A 17,355-nucleotide genomic window follows, 5' to 3' on the forward strand; every position below is an offset into this window, starting at 1 on the left:
AACCAGGGAGGCATAAGATGGATTTAGAAGCATTAGCAAAAGAAACACGAGCAATTGTTGTTGATATTGTGGAACGCTCAGCCATTAAAAAAGGACAAATTTTTGTCCTTGGGTTATCATCTAGCGAAGTAGCAGGTGGCTTGATTGGAAAAAATAGCAGCGCAGAAATTGGTGAAGTGATTGTAAAAACCATTCTCGATGAACTTAATGAGCGCGGTATTTATCTAGCTGTTCAGGGATGTGAACATTTGAATCGTGCTTTGACAGTTGAACGTGAATTAGCTGAAAAGAAAGATTTAGAAATCGTCAATGTTATTCCAAATCTGCACGCTGGTGGTAGTGGTCAAGTGGCTGCTTTTAAATTCATGAGCGACCCGGTTGAAGTGGAAGAAATTGTGGCACACGCGGGGCTTGATATCGGTGATACTTTTATCGGTATGCATGTCAAGCGCGTGCAAGTTCCTCTTGTTCCAGTTCAACGTGAACTTGGAGGCGCTCACGTCACAGCGCTTGCTAGTCGACCAAAACTTATCGGTGGTGCACGTGCGACTTACACAGCAGACCCAATCCGTAAATTTTAAACAATTATAAAAAGGCTGAAGTGTTGAACTTCAACCTTTTTTTGCTTATTTAGAAAGTGTCGGATTAGCATACATTGTTGGCAAATGAATATCGTTTTCCAAGAGGGCTTCTTGGTAAAGACGATAGAAGTTTGAGTAAATGTAGCTTTGCTTACCGTTTTGAACGAAGATATCAATTCGGAAAACAAGTTGAGCAGTGCTATTTGTACGTGGACCAAGAATTGTCGGACTACCAACGATTTCAGGGAAACTTGGTAATTGTTCTTGGTTAACGGTTTTGATGATGTTGGCTACTTTTTCAAGGTCAGTGTGAGCGTAGATTGGAATGTCAATTTGAACACGCATATCACCACGAGATTTATTTGAAACAACAGTGATATTACGGTTAGGAATGAAATGCAAGGTTCCGTCGAAACCACGAATTTGTGTTGTGCGGATACCTACGCTTGAAATGTTTCCTTCAACAGCTCCGATAACAACTGAGTCACCAACTTCAAATTGATTTTCAAGCAAGATGAAGAAACCATTGACGACATCTGTCAAGAAACCTTGTGCACCAAGACCAAGGGCAACCCCAGCAAGCCCAGCACCTGCAAGAAGACTTGAAACAGGAACACCCAGAATGCTTAACACCCAGTAGATAAAGAAAAAGTAGAGGGTGTAATTCATAATATTGTGGAGCAGTTTCGTGATGGTTTTTTGACGGGCTTCTGTCTGACGTGAGAGTGCAATTGATTTTGCAACAGCGTGTGTGAAAATGAAATTAACAACTCTTTTAGCAATGAGAAAAAGCACAAGAAGCAGGATAAGAGACACTGCTTTTGAGATAAGATCAATAGCAATTTCTTCTACCTGAAGTTGTTCGATATATTTTGAAATAATGTTCATACCCATAGTTTATTAAAAAAATACTTTGCAAGCAAGTTTTTATTAATTTGATTTGTTGACACAAAGTAATAATAGCCAAAAATGCTGAAATGATAAGAAAAAACTTAGCCTCTAAAACCCTTGATATAACACTATTCTTTGACAAAAAAGCCTGAAATATGTTAAACTAAACTGTATATAAAATTTTAAGGAGAAATGACTTCATGTCTGTATCATTTGAAAACAAAGCTACTAACCGTGGCGTGATTACATTCACAATCGGTCAAGATAAAATCAAACCAGCTCTTGATCAAGCATTCAACAAAGTTAAGAAAAATTTGAACGCACCTGGATTCCGTAAAGGTCACATGCCACGTGCCGTATTTAACCAACAATTTGGTGAAGAAGCACTTTACGAAGATGCATTGAACGCACTTCTTCCAGCAGCTTACCAAGCAGCAGTTGCAGAACTTAGCCTTGATGTTGTTGCTCAACCAAAAATTGACATCCAATCAATGGAAAAAGGTCAAGAATGGACTTTGACTGCTGAAGTTGTTACAAAACCAGAAGTTAAACTTGGTGACTACAAAAACCTTGAAGTATCAGTAGAAGCTTCTAAAGAAGTAACTGATGCTGAAGTTGACGAAAAAGTTGAACGCGAACGCAACAACCTTGCTGAACTTATCGTTAAAGAAGGTGCAGCAGAACTTGGTGATACAGTTGTTATCGACTTTGTAGGTTCAGTTGACGGTGTTGAATTTGACGGTGGTAAAGGTGAAAACTTCTCACTTGAACTTGGTTCAGGTCAATTCATCCCTGGTTTCGAAGACCAATTAGTTGGTGCTAAAGCTGGTGAAACTGTAGAAGTTAACGTAACATTCCCAGAACAATACCAAGCTGAAGATCTTGCTGGTAAAGATGCTAAATTCGTTACAACTGTACACGAAGTTAAAACTAAAGAAGTTCCAGCTCTTGATGACGAACTTGCTAAAGACATCGACGAAGAAGTTGAAACTCTTGACGAATTGAAAGCTAAATACCGTAAAGAACTTGAATCAGCTAAAGAAATCGCATTTGACGATGCTGTTGAAGGTGCTGCACTTGAATTGGCTGTTGCAAACGCTGAAATCGTTGAATTGCCAGAAGAAATGGTTCACGACGAAGTTCACCGCGCTATGAACGAATTCATGGGTAACATGCAACGTCAAGGTATCTCTCCAGAAATGTACTTCCAATTGACTGGTACAACTGAAGAAGACCTTCACAAACAATACGAAGCTGACGCTGACAAACGTGTTAAAACTAACCTTGTTATCGAAGCTATCGCTAAAGCAGAAGGATTCGAAGCTTCTGACGAAGAAATCGAAAAAGAAATCAACGACCTTGCTTCAGAATACAACATGGAAGTTGAACAAGTTCGTAACCTTCTTTCAGCAGACATGCTTAAACACGACATCGCTATGAAGAAAGCTGTTGAAGTGGTAACAAGCACTGCAAAAGTAAAATAATTTATCTTTAGATAAATAGTTATAAAGTCAGGTAATCGATAGATTGCTTGGCTTTTTGTACTCTTTATCAGAAATTCTGATAAATCTTTTGACGAATTGACAAAATTAGCGTAAAATAGAGAGTAACGAAAATTAAGATAATAGGGTTTTTGTGGCTGTTTGCTCACATCCTAAGATTAATAAGGAGAATTACCTTGGAATTAGAAGTATTTGCTGGACAAGAAAAAAGCGAACTTTCAATGATTGAAGTTGCACGTGCTATTCTGGAAGAACGTGGACGTGATCATGAAATGTATTTCAGCGATCTTGTAAATGAGATCCAAAACTACCTCGAAAAATCAGACGCAGAAATTCGTGAAGCTTTACCATATTTTTATTCTGCATTGAACGTTGATGGAAGCTTTATTCCACTTGGCGACAACAAATGGGGACTTCGTTCATGGTATGCTATCGACGAAATCGACGAAGAAATCATTACACTTGAAGAAGATGAAAATGGAGCACCAAAACGTAAACGCAAACGTGTAAATGCCTTTATGGATGGTGACGAAGATGCCATCGATTATTCAGATGATGATCCAGAAGATGACGATTACTCTGCAAAATCTTCTGATATGGAATACGATGACGAAAATCCAGATGACGAAAAATCTGAAGTTGAATCATACGATTCAGAAATCAACGAAATCATTCCAGATGATGATTTGGATGAAGAAGTTGATATCAACGAAGAAGATGATGAAGATGACGATTTAGACGAAGAATAATTATTTTAAACGTCTAAATTTAATTTAAAAAAACTGATTCATATCATTTGACAAAAGTCTCAGGATAGTTTATAGTATTATTCGGGCACCTCTTTTTTAGAGGTCGGAGAAAAGCTCCCTAACTTTTTAGGGAGCTATTTTTGTTTTCCTAAAAGTAAATGGCCATTTGCTTTTTTTCATTTATCGAATAAATTTGCTAATTATTTGATATTCTTTCGTTTTCAATTTTCAAGCACTTATCGTTTGCTATCATTTTTATTTTAAAGGAGTTTTATTTAATGACTAAGTATATTTTTGTTACTGGTGGTGTTGTTTCTTCTATCGGTAAGGGAATCGTTGCTGCAAGTCTTGGTCGTCTTTTGAAAAATCGTGGTCTTAAAGTGACTATCCAAAAATTTGACCCATACATCAATATTGACCCAGGTACAATGAGTCCTTATCAACACGGTGAAGTTTATGTAACAGACGATGGTGCGGAAACTGACCTTGACCTTGGTCACTACGAACGTTTCATCGATATCAACCTTAACAAATATTCAAACGTTACAACTGGTAAAATCTACAGCGAAGTTCTTCGTAAAGAACGTAAAGGTGAATACCTTGGTGCAACTGTCCAAGTTATTCCACACATCACTGACGCTTTGAAAGAAAAAATCAAACGCGCTGCTACAACAACTGACTCTGATGTTATCATCACTGAAGTTGGTGGTACAGTTGGTGATATCGAAAGTCTTCCATTCCTTGAAGCTCTTCGTCAAATGAAAGCTGATGTTGGTGCGGATAACGTTATGTACATCCACACAACTCTTCTTCCATACCTTAAAGCTGCTGGTGAAATGAAAACTAAACCAACACAACACTCAGTTAAAGAATTGCGTGGACTTGGTATTCAACCAAACATGTTGGTTATCCGTACTGAAAAACCAGCTGGTCAAGGCATCAAAAATAAATTGGCACAATTCTGTGACGTTGCTCCAGAAGCTGTTATTGAGTCACTTGATGTGGATCACATTTACCAAATTCCACTTAACATGCAAGCTCAAAACATGGACCAAATCGTTTGTGATCACTTGAAACTTGATGTACCAAAAGCTGATATGTCAGAATGGTCAGCAATGGTTGATAAGATCATGAACCTTAAAAAATCAACTAAAATTGCTCTTGTTGGTAAATATGTTGAATTGCCAGATGCATACCTTTCAGTTGTTGAAGCACTTAAACACTCAGGTTACGTTAACGATGCAGCAATTGACCTTAAATGGGTTAACGCTAACGACTTGACTGCTGATAACGTTGAAGAAATGCTTGGTGATGCTGATGGTATCATCGTTCCTGGTGGATTCGGTCAACGTGGTACAGAAGGTAAAATCGAAGCTATCCGTTATGCGCGTGAAAAAGATGTGCCAATGCTAGGTATCTGTCTTGGTATGCAATTGACATGTGTGGAATTTGCTCGCCACGTCTTGAACATGGAAGGTGCAAACTCTGCTGAGCTTGATCCAGACACTAAATACCCAATCATCGACATCATGCGTGACCAAATCGACATCGAAGACATGGGTGGAACACTTCGTCTTGGACTTTACCCATGTAAATTGAAACCAGGTTCACGTGCAGCGCAAGCTTACAACAACCAAGAAGTTGTTCAACGTCGTCACCGCCACCGCTACGAATTTAATACTAAATTCCGTGAACAATTTGAAGCTGCTGGTTTCGTCTTCTCAGGTGTGTCACCAGATAACCGCTTGATGGAAGTTGTTGAATTGCCAGAGAAAAAATTCTTCGTGGCTGCTCAATATCACCCAGAACTTCAAAGCCGTCCAAACCGTCCAGAAGAGCTTTACACAGCATTTGTGACTGCGGCAATTGAAAACAAAAACAGTAAATAATAGTAGAAATACGTGATAATAAACACCTTTTTAAACCTTTCTAAGGTTTAGAAGGTGTTTTTTTATGTAATGGTATTGTTACATAGGAAGTCTTCACATTTTGATAAAAAATAGTATAATAGTGAGCATGAGAAAAATGAGAATAAGGAAACGTAGTATTTTGTTATGGATGATTGCTCTAGTATTTATAGCAAGTGTTGGGGCAAGTTTTTATTTTTTCCATGTTGCTCAGGTTCGTGAAGATAAATCGTTTATTAACAATAAACCACGTCCCAAAGATAGTAGTTTATATGCCTATGAACAAAGTTTTGATCAGTTAAGCAAAGAAACACGTTGGATGACTAATCAAGGTCTCAAACAGGACGCTTGGTATGTTCCTGCAGCGACTGAAACAAATAAAACAGCTATCGTTGTTCACGGTTTTACAAGTGAAAAAGAAGACATGAAACCTTATGCTTGGATGTTCCATGAACTTGGTTATAATGTCCTGATGCCAGATAACATGTCTCATGGTGATAGTCAGGGACAGATCATTGGTTATGGTTGGAATGATCGCCTAAATATCGTAAAATGGGCTCAACTATTGGCAGAAGAAAATTCAGATTGTCAAATTACATTGTTTGGTGTTTCGATGGGTGGAGCTACCGTCATGATGGCTTCAGGTGAAGAGACACTACCAAAACAAGTGGTTAATATTATTGAAGATTGTGGTTATAGCAGCGTTTGGGATGAATTAAAATATCAAGCCAAAGCTATGTATAACTTACCAGCTTTCCCGATTCTTTATGAAGTGTCTGCGGTATCAAAAGTTCGAGCAGGTTTCTCTTATGGACAAGCCAGCTGTGTGAAACAATTAAAAAACAATACGCGCCCAATTCTTTTTATCCATGGTAGCGAAGATAAGTTCGTTCCAACAAGTATGGTTTATAAAAATTATCGTGCAACCAATAGTGAGAAAGACCTTTATATAGCTAAGGGTGCAGCGCATGCCAAATCTTTTGAAAGTGATCCTAAAACATACATTGAAAAAATTTCAGCTTTTTTGCAAAAAAATTGAAAAATAGTGTTGACAGAAATGTGAATGGCTGATATAATTATTTATGTTGTTAAGGAACAGCGGAAATGGCGGAATTGGCAGACGCGCAGGACTAAGGATCCTGTGATCGCTTTAGATCGTGAGGGTTCAAGTCCCTCTTTCCGCAGAGTGACAAGCCAGAGAGTGCTTGTCTTTTTTTATGCTCAGAAGTCATTGAGTGAAAACAGAAATGAAAGCAGTGAGAAAGTTTGAAAAGACTTTCTTTTTTACACTGCTTTTTTCACAGAAAATTAATCAAATTGTAAGTAACGCTAGCAATCTTATTTATTTTGTGATAGAATGTACATATAAAAAGGGTATATCCCAAAAAATAAATAGGAGGCCTATATAATGGCAATCGTTTCAGCGGAAAAATTTATCAAAGCTGCCCGTGAAAACGGATATGCGGTTGGTGGATTTAACACAAACAACCTTGAATGGACTCAAGCAATCTTGCGTGCAGCAGAAGCTAAAAAAGCTCCAATTCTTATCCAAACTTCTATGGGTGCTGCAAAATACATGGGTGGTTACAAACTTTGTAAAACACTTATCGAAAACCTTGTAGAATCAATGGGTATCACTGTACCAGTTGCTATTCACCTTGACCACGGTCACTTTGAAGATGCATTGGAATGTATCGAAGTTGGTTACACTTCAGTTATGTTCGACGGTTCACACCTTCCACTTGAAGAAAACCTTGAAAAAGCTAAAGAAGTTGTAGCTAAAGCTCACGCTAAAGGCGTTTCAGTTGAAGCTGAAGTTGGTACTATCGGTGGTGAAGAAGACGGTATCGTTGGTGGCGGTGAATTGGCACCAATCGAAGATGCTAAAGCTATGGTTGCTACAGGAATCGACTTCCTTGCAGCAGGTATCGGTAACATCCACGGTCCTTACCCAGCTAACTGGCAAGGTCTTCACCTTGACCACCTTGAAAAATTGACTGCTGCTGTTCCAGGATTCCCAATCGTATTGCACGGTGGTTCAGGTATCCCTGATGATCAAATCAAAGCAGCTATCAAACTTGGTGTAGCTAAAGTTAACGTTAACACTGAATGCCAAATCGCATTCGCTAAAGCTACTCGTAAATTTGTTGCTGAATACGAAGCAAACGAAGAAGAATACGATAAGAAAAAACTCTTCGACCCACGTAAATTCTTGAAACCAGGTTTCGAAGCTATTACTGAAGCTGTTGAAGAACGTATCGACGTATTTGGTTCAGCTAACAAAGCTTAATCAGACTTCGTTTCGTTAAAAAAACTTCCCTTTTGGGAAGTTTTTTTATGCTTTTAAAAGTTTTTTGAGTAAACTTAGCTCTTTTGTTGACAATTATTTAGTGAGTGCTATAATGAACCTGTTAGCCGATTTAGCTCAGTCGGTAGAGCAACGCACTCGTAACGCGTAGGTCGTAGGTTCAATTCCTGCAATCGGCAGAAGAGGTAAAAAGCCCTAATTTTGGGGCTTTTTATGTTGTGATATTTTTGAGAGTTTAAACAGTTTCAGAAAATAGAAGGGTATTTTCTAAAAGTTTTTTAATGATTATTGGTTAAAAAGCTTGCTAAAATAGGCCCAATATGTTATCATTTTATGGTATGTGGTGTAAAACACCTATAATCTAAGTAGGAGGACGCAGATAAAATGGCTAAAGTTTGTTATTTCACAGGTCGTAAGACTGTATCAGGAAACAACCGTTCACACTCAATGAACAAAACTAAACGTGCAGTTAAACCAAATCTTCAAAAAGTTACTATTCTTGTAGATGGAAAACCTAAAAAAGTTTGGGCATCAGCTCGTGCGCTTAAATCTGGTAAAGTTGAACGCGTATAAAATAAAAGCCGAAAGGCTTTTTTCTTTGTTTTGTAGCCGTTAATTTTCCATAATTTTTTACAATACGGCTAATATATGGTAAAATAAACTGATAAAAACTTTTGAGGTAGTAAATATGACTGTGAAAATTAATACAAAAGATGGCCAAATTGAGTTATCTGACGACGTAATTGCAACTGTTGTTGGTGGTTCAGCAACAGAAATTTTTGGTGTTGTTGGTATGGCAAGTAAAAGTGCTCTTAAGGATAATTTTCAAGCGCTTCTGCGTAAAGAAAACTACGCAAAAGGTGTTGTTGTCAAATCAACAGAAAGTGGTATTTCAGTCGATGTTTACACTGTGATGTCATACGGTGTGAAAATTTCTGAAGTATCTAAGAACATTCAGGAACGTGTCAAGTTCAACCTCGAAAATCAACTTGGCCTTTCAGCAGACATGGTGAATGTTTACGTACAAAATATTAAAGTTGTAGGAGAAGATTAGTGTCAAATATTACAACAAGTTTATTCCAAGAAATGGTTCAAGCTGCTAGCACCCGTCTTGGAAATCAAGCAGAATATGTAAACTCTCTTAATGTTTTCCCTGTACCAGATGGTGATACAGGAACAAACATGGGAATGACAATTGAAAATGGTGCCAAAGAAGTTGCAGACAAACCTGCATCTACTGTTGGAGAAGTTGGACAAATCCTTTCAAAAGGTCTTTTGATGGGTGCACGTGGTAACTCAGGGGTTATTACATCTCAATTATTCCGTGGATTCGGTCAAGCAATTAAAGATAAAGAAGAATTGACTGGTAAAGACCTTGCACATGCCTTCCAATCAGGTGTTGAAGTTGCTTACAAAGCTGTTATGAAACCTGTTGAAGGTACTATTTTGACTGTTTCTCGTGGTGCTGCAACTGCTGCGCTTAAAAAAGCTGAAGAAACTGATGATGCTGTTGAAGTTATGCGTGCTGCACTTGATGGTGCAAAAGGCGCTTTGGCTAAAACACCAGAAATGCTTCCTGTTTTGAAAGAAGTTGGTGTTGTCGATTCAGGTGGTCAAGGTTTGGTCTTCATCTATGAAGGTTTCCTTGCTGCTTTGACTGGTGAATACATCGCTTCTGAAGATTTCAAAGCAACTCCAGCTGTTATGACAGAAATGATTAACGCTGAACACCACAAATCTGTAGCTGAACACGTTGCAACTGAAGATATCAAGTACGGTTACTGTACTGAAATCATGGTTGCTCTAAAACAAGGTCCTACTTACGTTAAAGAATTTAACTACGATGAGTTCCAAGGTTTCTTGAGTGGTTTAGGTGATTCACTTATCCTTGTTAACGATGATGAAATTGCTAAAGTTCACGTCCACACAGAAGACCCAGGGTTAGTCCTTCAAGAAGGTCTTAAATACGGTGCTCTTAAAAAAGTTAAAGTTGATAACATGCGTAACCAACACGATGCTGTTCTTGAAAAAGATCAAGCAGCAGCTGCTAGCCAAGAAGCAAAAGATTTTGCAATCGTTGCAGTATGTGCTGGTGATGGATTAGCTGACATCTTCAAATCACAAGGTGTTGACTACGTTATCTCAGGTGGTCAAACAATGAACCCATCTACAGAAGATATCTTGAAAGCTATCGATGCTGTTAACGCTAAAAATGTTATCATCTTGCCAAACAACAAAAACATCTTTATGGCTGCCCAATCAGCAGCAGAAGTGTCTGAAGTCCCAGCTGCAGTTGTTGAAACACGTACTGTACCTCAAGGATTTACAAGTTTGTTAGCCTTCAATCCAACTCAATCATTGGAAGAAAACGTTGAAGCTATGACTGCAAGCCTTTCAGATGTTGTTAGTGGTAGCGTAACACTTGCTGTTCGTGATACTTCAATTGATGGTCTTGAAATCCACCAAGATGACAACCTAGGTATGGTTGATGGTAAAATCGTGGTTTCAAACCCAGACATGACAACTACTTTGAAAGAAACATTCGCTAAAATGATTGACGAAGATAGCGAAATTATCACTATCTACGTTGGTGAAGATGGAAGTCAAGAAATGGCTGAAGAAATGGCTGATTACCTTGAATCAACTTACGAAGATGTTGAAGTTGAAATTCACGAAGGTAAACAACCAGTTTATCCATACTTGATGAGTGTTGAATAATTTCTTATTTAATATAAAAGATAAAAGAAAGCATTTCGGTGCTTTCTTTTTTTGTGTAAAAAATTTTTTCTCAATAAAAGGCGTCAATTCAATATCTAATAGAAAGAAAATTGTTAACTAACAAAATTTTCTGAAAATTGTCTTGACTTTATTTTTTAAAGTGTTAACATGGTGTGTAAGATTTAATTGATAGGAGAAAACAGATGAGAAGTGACATGATTAAGGTAGGTGTGGATAAAGCACCAGCCCGTGGTCTTCTTTATGCAACCGGGCAAGTAAAATCTGCTAAAGACATGCAAAAACCATTTATCGCAATTTGTAATTCTTACATTGATATTGTTCCTGGGCATGTTCATTTGCGTGAGTTGGCAGATGTCGCCAAGGAAGCTATCCGTGAAATGGGTGGTATTCCTTTTGAATTCAATACCATTGGGGTAGACGACGGAATTGCTATGGGGCATATTGGGATGCGTTATAGCCTTCCATCTCGTGAAATCATTGCGGATGCTGCTGAAACAGTCATTAATGCGCATTGGTTTGACGGTGTTTTCTATATTCCAAACTGTGACAAAATTACACCAGGTATGATTTTAGCTGCACTTCGTACCAATGTTCCTGCAGTCTTTTGTTCAGGTGGTCCGATGAAGGGCGGTATTGATATGACAGGTCATCAGGCAACTTTGTCAAGCCTTTTTGAAGCTGTCGGAACTTATCAAGCTGGTGATATGTCTAAGAAAGAATTGGATTATTTGGAGCAAAATGCTTGTCCAACTTGTGGTTCTTGTGCGGGGATGTTTACAGCTAATTCGATGAACTCTCTTATGGAAGTGCTAGGTCTTGCTCTTCCTGGAAATGGTACTGTTCTTGCGGTATCTGATCAACGTCGTGAATTGGTTCGTCAAGCTGCTAAACATTTGATGGACAATGTTAAAAATAACTTGCGTCCAAGAGACATTATCACTAAAGAAGCTATTGATGATGCTTTTGCTCTTGATATGGCTATGGGTGGTTCTACCAATACCGTTCTTCATACGCTTGCTATCGCACGTGAAGCGGGTATCGATTACAATTTAACAGATATCAATGAAATTGCTAAGAAGACGCCATATTTGTCTAAAATTGCACCATCAAGTGTTTATACTATGCACGATGTCCAAGAAGCAGGTGGTATCTCAGCTATTATTAATCAATTGATTAAAAAAGGTACTATCAAGGGTGATCGTATTACAGTTACTGGTAAGACTTTGAAAGAAAATGTAGCTGGTGCAGAAATTAAGAATGAAGAAATCATTCACCCAATTGAACATCCAATTTCTCCAGTGGGTGGTTTGTCAGTTCTTTACGGTAATATCGCACAAGATGGAGCTGTTATTAAAGTTGGTGGTGTTGATCCTTCTGTTAAAACATTCCGTGGTAAAGCGATTTGCTGTGATTCACAAGATGAAGCTCTTGAATTGATTGATAATGGTACTGTTAAAAAAGGGCATGTGGTCGTTATTCGCTATGAAGGCCCTCAAGGTGGACCAGGTATGCCAGAAATGCTTGCGCCAACTTCTAAGATTGTTGGACGTGGTCTTGGTAAAGATGTTGCTCTTATCACAGATGGTCGTTTCTCTGGGGCAACACGTGGTATCGCTATTGGTCATGTGTCACCAGAAGCTGCAGAGGGTGGGAATATTGCTCTCATCGAAGATGGTGATGAAATCTATATTGATTTGACAAATCGTACTATTGATTTGCTTGTAGATGATGCGACATTGGAAGAACGTCGCAAACACTTGAAACCATTTAAGTCAAAAATTTCTAGCGGTTGGTTGCGTCGTTACACTGCATTTGCGTCATCTGCGAACTTTGGTGGTTCAATGATGACTCAAGAAGAGTTTGAAGAACGTAAAGCAGAACGTGAAAAACAAGAAAATGAATAAGGCAGATTAAATATTTTTGAAAGTGCTCAAAATATTTGTTCACTTTCTCTTGCTTTATTTTTTTTAAATGTTATTATAGTAACAAGCTGTTAGAATTTTTAGATAATTCGGAATTTACATGAAAAGGAGGACTTTGTGAAACAGATTAGATTAAAAGAATCCAAGAATGGATCGGAATTATTATTGGAAACCTTGGCTAGTCTGGGGATTGATACGATTTTTGGCTACCCAGGTGGAGCCGTTCTGCCACTGTATGACGCTATTTATAATTTTGATGGTATTCGTCATATTTTGGCTCGTCATGAGCAAGGTGCCCTTCATGAAGCCGAAGGTTATGCCAAATCAACTGGTAAACTTGGTGTTGCTATTGTAACAAGTGGTCCTGGTGCGACGAATGCCATTACTGGGATTGCAGATGGTATGAGCGACAGCGTTCCAATGCTTATCTTTACTGGTCAAGTCGGAATGTCTGGTATTGGTAAAGATGCTTTCCAAGAAGCTGATATTATTGGTATCACAATGCCAATCACAAAATACAATTATCAGATTCGTGATGTTGCAGATGTGCCACGCATTGTGACAGAAGCTGTTCATATTGCAACAACAGGTCGACCTGGTCCAGTTGTTATTGACCTTCCGAAAAATATTTCGGCTGCTAAAACAACAGTTTATAATGATCCTACTGTTGATCTTCCAAGTTACCAACCAACTTTGGAACCAAATGTTTTACAGGTCAAGAAAATTTTGACTCAGTTGAAAAAGGCAAAACGTCCATTGATTATCGCTGGTGGTGGTGTTAACTACTCAGGGGCCTCTAAGGAGTTAATTGCTTTTGCAGAACGTTATAATATTCCTGTTGTTTCAACCTTGTTGAGTTTGGGTGTTATGCCAATTAATCATCCCCTTTCTCTGGGAATGGGTGGTATGCACGGTTCATATGCGTCAAATATGGCTTTGACACAATGTGACTTTATGATTAACTTCGGGTCGCGTTTTGCAGATCGTTTGACTGGTAATCCAGCTACTTTTGCTAAAAAAGCAGTGGTTGCTCATGTGGATATTGATCCTGCGGAAATCGGAAAAGTCGTCAAGACACAAATTCCAATCGTTGGCGATGCCAAGCGTACACTACAGATTCTTCTAGAAGAAGATGAAGTTAAAACACGTCACGATGATTGGACAGAATCAGTTCTTGCTAATAAAGCTAAAGCGCCGTTTAGCTATGACTTTGATGAAGCAGTTATCAAACCACAACATGCCATTGCTACAATTGGTAAAGTAACAGATGGCGATGCTATCGTGGTTACAGACGTCGGCCAACACCAAATGTGGGCAGCTCAATTTTATCCATATAAAAATGAGCGTCAATTAATTACATCTGGTGGTCTTGGAACAATGGGATTCGGAATTCCAGCTGCTATCGGTGCTAAGTTAGCGAATCCAGATAAAGAAGTTATTCTCTTTGTCGGTGATGGTGGTTTCCAAATGACAAACCAAGAGTTAGCATTGCTAAATGGTTACGGTGTTCCGATTAAAGTGGTTCTGATTAACAATCATTCACTTGGTATGGTTCGTCAATGGCAAGAATCTTTCTACGATGAACATCGCAGTGAGTCAACTTTTGATGATGAGCCAAACTTCCAAATGATGGCAGAAGCCTACGGCATTGCTCACCACAAATTTACTGATCCGAAGACACTGGAAGAGGACTTGAAAGTCATCACTGAGAATAAACCAATGTTAATTGAGGTTGCGATTTCTAATCGTGAACATGTTTATCCAATGGTTCCATCAGGTAAATCAAATAGTGAAATGTTGGGGGTGAAGTTTAATGCGTAGAATGTTGACAGCAAAGCTTCAAAATTCAACAGGTGTTCTTAATCGTTTCACAGGCGTCCTCTCACGTCGACAAGTTAACATTGAGTCTATTTCAGTTGGACAAACAATGGAAGAAAATGTCTCTCGAATTACGATTATTATCGATGTTGAGAGTTTGGAAGAAGTTGAACAAATCATCAAACAATTGAACCGTTTGATTGATGTGCTTCGCGTTCGTGATATCACGGATATTCCACATTTGGAACGTGAAGTGATTTTAGTTAAATTGACAGCACCAACAAGCAAACGTGCCGAGATTTTAGCGGTTATTCAACCGTTTCGTGCAAGCGTTGTTGATGTGGCACCAAAATCAATTACTATTCAGGTAACTGGTGATGGCGATAAAATCGATGCTTTGCTTCGTGTTGTCAAACCTTATGGTATTCAGAATCTTGCTCGCACAGGTGCGACAGGATTCTCAAGAGATTTTTCTTGTTAAAACAATTAATTTAGTTAACAGTTGCCTGGCCAGGCAGTTAAAATAAAAATAGAAAAGAGATATTTATTATGGCAGTAACAATGGAATACGAAAAAGACGTAAAAGTAGCAGCTCTTGATGGTAAAAAAATTGCCGTTATTGGTTATGGATCACAAGGTCATGCTCATGCTCAAAACTTGCGTGACTCAGGTCACGATGTTATCATTGGGGTTCGCCATGGTAAATCATTCGATAAAGCAAAAGAAGATGGATTTGATACTTATGAAGTAGCAGAAGCAACAAAACTTGCTGATGTTATCATGGTATTGGCTCCTGATGAAATCCAAGCTAAACTTTATGCTGAAGAAATCGCTCCAAACCTTGAAGCTGGTAACGCTCTTGGATTTGCACATGGTTTCAATATCCGTTTTGGATACATTAAAGCTCCAGAAACAGTAGATGTCTTCATGTGTGCTCCTAAAGGACCAGGTCACCTTGTTCGTCGTACATACACAGAAGGATTTGGTGTACCAGCACTTTACGCTGTTTACCAAGATGCTACTGGTAATGCTAAAGACATCGCAATGGATTGGTCTAAAGGTATCGGTGCTGCACGTGTTGGACTTCTTGAAACAACATTTAAAGAAGAAACTGAAGAAGACCTCTTTGGTGAACAAGCAGTACTTTGTGGTGGTTTAACTGCTCTTATCGAAGCTGGTTTTGAAGTTCTTACTGAAGCTGGCTATGCTCCAGAATTGGCTTACTTTGAAGTTCTTCATGAAATGAAACTTATCGTTGACCTTATCTACGAAGGTGGATTCAAGAAAATGCGTCAATCAATTTCAAATACAGCTGAATTTGGTGACTACGTATCTGGACCACGTGTTATCACTAAAGATGTTAAAGAAAATATGAAAGCTGTTCTTGCTGATATCCAATCAGGTAAATTCGCTGAAGACTTTGTTAACGACTACCAAGCAGGTCGTCCAAAACTTGAAGCATACCGTAAAGAAGCTGCAGCTCTTGAAATTGAAAAAGTGGGTGCTGAACTTCGTAAAGCAATGCCTTTTGTTAACCAAAACGATGACGATGCATTCAAAATTTATAACTAATTTTTGAAGAAATCCACTTATAAAAGGCCGATGTTTGTCATCGGTTTTTTATCTATTAATCAGCAATTTGTCATATAAAATATTTAGATATTAGAAGAGGTAGTTTATGATCTTAGCTAAGGATGTTGTTGACGCCTATGACGTCTTGAAAGATGTTGTTGAGCGTACACCCCTAGATTTTGACCGCTATTTGTCGGAAAAATATGGTGCAACTGTTTATCTTAAACGTGAAAACATGCAGAAGGTCCGTTCTTTCAAAATTCGTGGAGCCTACTATGCTATTCACCAATTATCAGAGGATGAAAAAAAACGTGGTGTAGTATGTGCTTCAGCTGGTAACCACGCTCAAGGTGTTGCCTTTACGTGTCATGAAATGAAGATTCCAGCAACAATTTTTATGCCAGTAACAACTCCGCAACAAAAAATTGGGCAAGTGAGATTTTTTGGTGGCCCTTATGTGACGATTAAGCTTGTTGGAGATACTTTTGATGCATCAGCTCAAGCAGCACAAGATTTTACAAAATCAGAAGGAATGACTTTTATCGATCCTTTTGATGATGAAAATGTGCAGGCTGGTCAAGGAACGGTAGCTTACGAGATTTATGAACAAGCTCAAGAAGAAGGTGTAACTTTTGATCAAATCTTTGTGCCAGTTGGTGGTGGTGGTTTGATTGCAGGAGTTGCCACATACATTAAAGATGTAGCTCCAGAAATCCAAGTAGTTGGAGTCGAAGCCTCAGGTGCTCGTAGCATGCGTGCTGCTTTTGACAAAGGTCATCCTGTTAAATTGGAAGAAATCGATAAATTTGCTGATGGGATTGCCGTTCAAAAAGTCGGTGAAAAAACCTTTGAAGTTGCTCGTAAACATGTGGATAAATTAGTTGGTGTTGATGAAGGCTTGATTTCTGAAACACTTATCGACATGTATTCAAAACAAGGGATTATTGCTGAGCCTGCGGGAGCTTCTTCAATTGCAGCTCTTGAAGTGATGAAAGATGAGATTAAAGGGAAAACTGTCGTTTGTATCATTTCTGGTGGTAATAATGATATCAATCGTATGCAAGAGATGGAAGAACGTGCCCTTATCTATGATGGAGTGAAACATTATTTTGTGGTTAACTTCCCACAACGTCCAGGTGCCCTACGTGAATTTGTCAACAACATTCTTGGTCCAAACGATGACATTACACGTTTTGAATACATTAAACGTGCGAATAAAGGCACAGGCCCTGTTCTCATCGGTATTACACTAGGTGATAAAAATGACTACAATGATTTTATCGATCGTTTGTCTGGTTTTGATCCTTCATACATCAATTTACACGGGAATGAAAGCCTCTATAATCTATTAGTTTGATGCTAAAGT

General features: G+C 38.5%; 15 protein-coding genes and 2 tRNA genes. 16 read left to right on the forward strand and 1 reads right to left on the reverse strand.

Going from position 1 to position 17,355, the window contains the following annotated elements; genetic code table 11:
• Positions 1-17 precede the first annotated feature (17 nt).
• A complete protein-coding gene (locus BMX18_RS08330) occupies positions 18-581 on the forward strand; it encodes a TIGR01440 family protein (protein WP_074565210.1) in 564 nt (187 codons plus the stop codon).
• A 45-nt stretch (positions 582-626) separates the two neighbouring features.
• Here the strand turns inward: BMX18_RS08330 and BMX18_RS08335 are convergent, their stop codons facing one another.
• Positions 627-1,469: a mechanosensitive ion channel family protein gene (locus tag BMX18_RS08335; protein WP_039696038.1), complete on the reverse strand. Its 843-nt coding sequence runs from the start codon at positions 1,467-1,469 to the stop codon at positions 627-629.
• A 203-nt stretch (positions 1,470-1,672) separates the two neighbouring features.
• Between BMX18_RS08335 and tig the strand changes: the two genes are divergently transcribed.
• From tig to ilvA, 15 genes are all read left to right on the forward strand, one after another.
• A complete protein-coding gene (gene tig, locus BMX18_RS08340; RefSeq protein WP_093816032.1) occupies positions 1,673-2,956 on the forward strand; it encodes a trigger factor in 1,284 nt (427 codons plus the stop codon).
• Between the two features lie 194 nt (positions 2,957-3,150).
• The gene (gene rpoE / locus BMX18_RS08345) at positions 3,151-3,723 is read left to right on the forward strand and encodes a DNA-directed RNA polymerase subunit delta (protein ID WP_039696016.1); all 573 of its coding nucleotides are present in this window, start codon (positions 3,151-3,153) and stop codon (positions 3,721-3,723) included.
• 278 nt (positions 3,724-4,001) lie between these two features.
• Positions 4,002-5,612, forward strand: coding sequence for a CTP synthase (locus BMX18_RS08350; protein ID WP_039696017.1), 1,611 nt, complete (start codon positions 4,002-4,004; stop codon positions 5,610-5,612).
• A 127-nt stretch (positions 5,613-5,739) separates the two neighbouring features.
• Entirely contained in the window at positions 5,740-6,669 is a 930-nt protein-coding gene (locus BMX18_RS08355) for an alpha/beta hydrolase (protein ID WP_093816046.1), read from the forward strand.
• 59 nt (positions 6,670-6,728) lie between these two features.
• Positions 6,729-6,814 (forward strand) — tRNA-Leu (locus tag BMX18_RS08360).
• A gap of 224 nt (positions 6,815-7,038) precedes the next feature.
• Positions 7,039-7,920 carry a class II fructose-bisphosphate aldolase gene (locus BMX18_RS08365; RefSeq protein ID WP_024344752.1) on the forward strand — a complete coding sequence of 294 codons (882 nt, stop codon included), beginning with the start codon at positions 7,039-7,041 and terminating at the stop codon, positions 7,918-7,920.
• A gap of 124 nt (positions 7,921-8,044) precedes the next feature.
• A tRNA-Thr gene (locus BMX18_RS08370) sits at positions 8,045-8,117 on the forward strand.
• Positions 8,118-8,322: 205 nt separating this feature from the next.
• Entirely contained in the window at positions 8,323-8,511 is a 189-nt protein-coding gene (rpmB, locus tag BMX18_RS08375) for a 50S ribosomal protein L28 (RefSeq protein WP_021141651.1), read from the forward strand.
• Between the two features lie 115 nt (positions 8,512-8,626).
• Positions 8,627-8,992 carry an Asp23/Gls24 family envelope stress response protein gene (locus BMX18_RS08380; protein ID WP_003063261.1) on the forward strand — a complete coding sequence of 122 codons (366 nt, stop codon included), beginning with the start codon at positions 8,627-8,629 and terminating at the stop codon, positions 8,990-8,992.
• On the forward strand, positions 8,992-10,656 hold the full coding sequence (locus BMX18_RS08385) for a DAK2 domain-containing protein (RefSeq protein ID WP_093816034.1): 1,665 nt from the start codon (positions 8,992-8,994) through the stop codon (positions 10,654-10,656). The genes BMX18_RS08380 and BMX18_RS08385 overlap by 1 nt, the downstream gene beginning before the upstream one ends.
• Positions 10,657-10,859: 203 nt before the next feature.
• On the forward strand, positions 10,860-12,581 hold the full coding sequence (gene ilvD, locus BMX18_RS08390; protein ID WP_074603789.1) for a dihydroxy-acid dehydratase: 1,722 nt from the start codon (positions 10,860-10,862) through the stop codon (positions 12,579-12,581).
• 135 nt (positions 12,582-12,716) lie between these two features.
• Positions 12,717-14,420 (forward strand): acetolactate synthase large subunit, encoded by a 1,704-nt coding sequence (locus tag BMX18_RS08395; protein WP_093816036.1) that lies wholly within the window; start codon positions 12,717-12,719, stop codon positions 14,418-14,420.
• On the forward strand, positions 14,413-14,898 hold the full coding sequence (gene ilvN, locus BMX18_RS08400; RefSeq protein ID WP_074561369.1) for an acetolactate synthase small subunit: 486 nt from the start codon (positions 14,413-14,415) through the stop codon (positions 14,896-14,898). The genes BMX18_RS08395 and ilvN overlap by 8 nt, the downstream gene beginning before the upstream one ends.
• Positions 14,899-14,966: 68 nt before the next feature.
• Positions 14,967-15,989, forward strand: coding sequence for a ketol-acid reductoisomerase (ilvC, locus tag BMX18_RS08405; RefSeq protein ID WP_006530986.1), 1,023 nt, complete (start codon positions 14,967-14,969; stop codon positions 15,987-15,989).
• 106 nt (positions 15,990-16,095) lie between these two features.
• Positions 16,096-17,346, forward strand: coding sequence for a threonine ammonia-lyase IlvA (gene ilvA, locus BMX18_RS08410; RefSeq protein WP_074561368.1), 1,251 nt, complete (start codon positions 16,096-16,098; stop codon positions 17,344-17,346).
• The last annotated feature ends 9 nt before the right edge of the window (positions 17,347-17,355 follow it).

Origin of the sequence: Streptococcus sp. 45 (assembly GCF_900108865.1) — a bacterium.
In the GTDB taxonomy this organism is placed as follows: Bacteria; Bacillota; Bacilli; order Lactobacillales; family Streptococcaceae; genus Streptococcus; species Streptococcus ruminicola.

Excerpts from the sequence above, each read along its gene's own strand:
- BMX18_RS08335 (WP_039696038.1), bottom strand. The coding sequence starts at position 1,469 with ATGAACATTATTTCAAAATATATCGAACAACTTCAGGTAGAAGAAATT.
- ilvD (WP_074603789.1), top strand. The coding sequence starts at position 10,860 with ATGAGAAGTGACATGATTAAGGTAGGTGTGGATAAAGCACCAGCCCGT.
- BMX18_RS08380 (WP_003063261.1), top strand. The coding sequence starts at position 8,627 with ATGACTGTGAAAATTAATACAAAAGATGGCCAAATTGAGTTATCTGAC.
- BMX18_RS08355 (WP_093816046.1), top strand. The coding sequence starts at position 5,740 with ATGAGAAAAATGAGAATAAGGAAACGTAGTATTTTGTTATGGATGATT.
- BMX18_RS08365 (WP_024344752.1), top strand. The coding sequence starts at position 7,039 with ATGGCAATCGTTTCAGCGGAAAAATTTATCAAAGCTGCCCGTGAAAAC.
- tig (WP_093816032.1), top strand. The coding sequence starts at position 1,673 with ATGTCTGTATCATTTGAAAACAAAGCTACTAACCGTGGCGTGATTACA.
- ilvC (WP_006530986.1), top strand. The coding sequence starts at position 14,967 with ATGGCAGTAACAATGGAATACGAAAAAGACGTAAAAGTAGCAGCTCTT.
- rpmB (WP_021141651.1), top strand. The coding sequence starts at position 8,323 with ATGGCTAAAGTTTGTTATTTCACAGGTCGTAAGACTGTATCAGGAAAC.
- ilvN (WP_074561369.1), top strand. The coding sequence starts at position 14,413 with ATGCGTAGAATGTTGACAGCAAAGCTTCAAAATTCAACAGGTGTTCTT.
- ilvA (WP_074561368.1), top strand. The coding sequence starts at position 16,096 with ATGATCTTAGCTAAGGATGTTGTTGACGCCTATGACGTCTTGAAAGAT.
- BMX18_RS08330 (WP_074565210.1), top strand. The coding sequence starts at position 18 with ATGGATTTAGAAGCATTAGCAAAAGAAACACGAGCAATTGTTGTTGAT.
- BMX18_RS08350 (WP_039696017.1), top strand. The coding sequence starts at position 4,002 with ATGACTAAGTATATTTTTGTTACTGGTGGTGTTGTTTCTTCTATCGGT.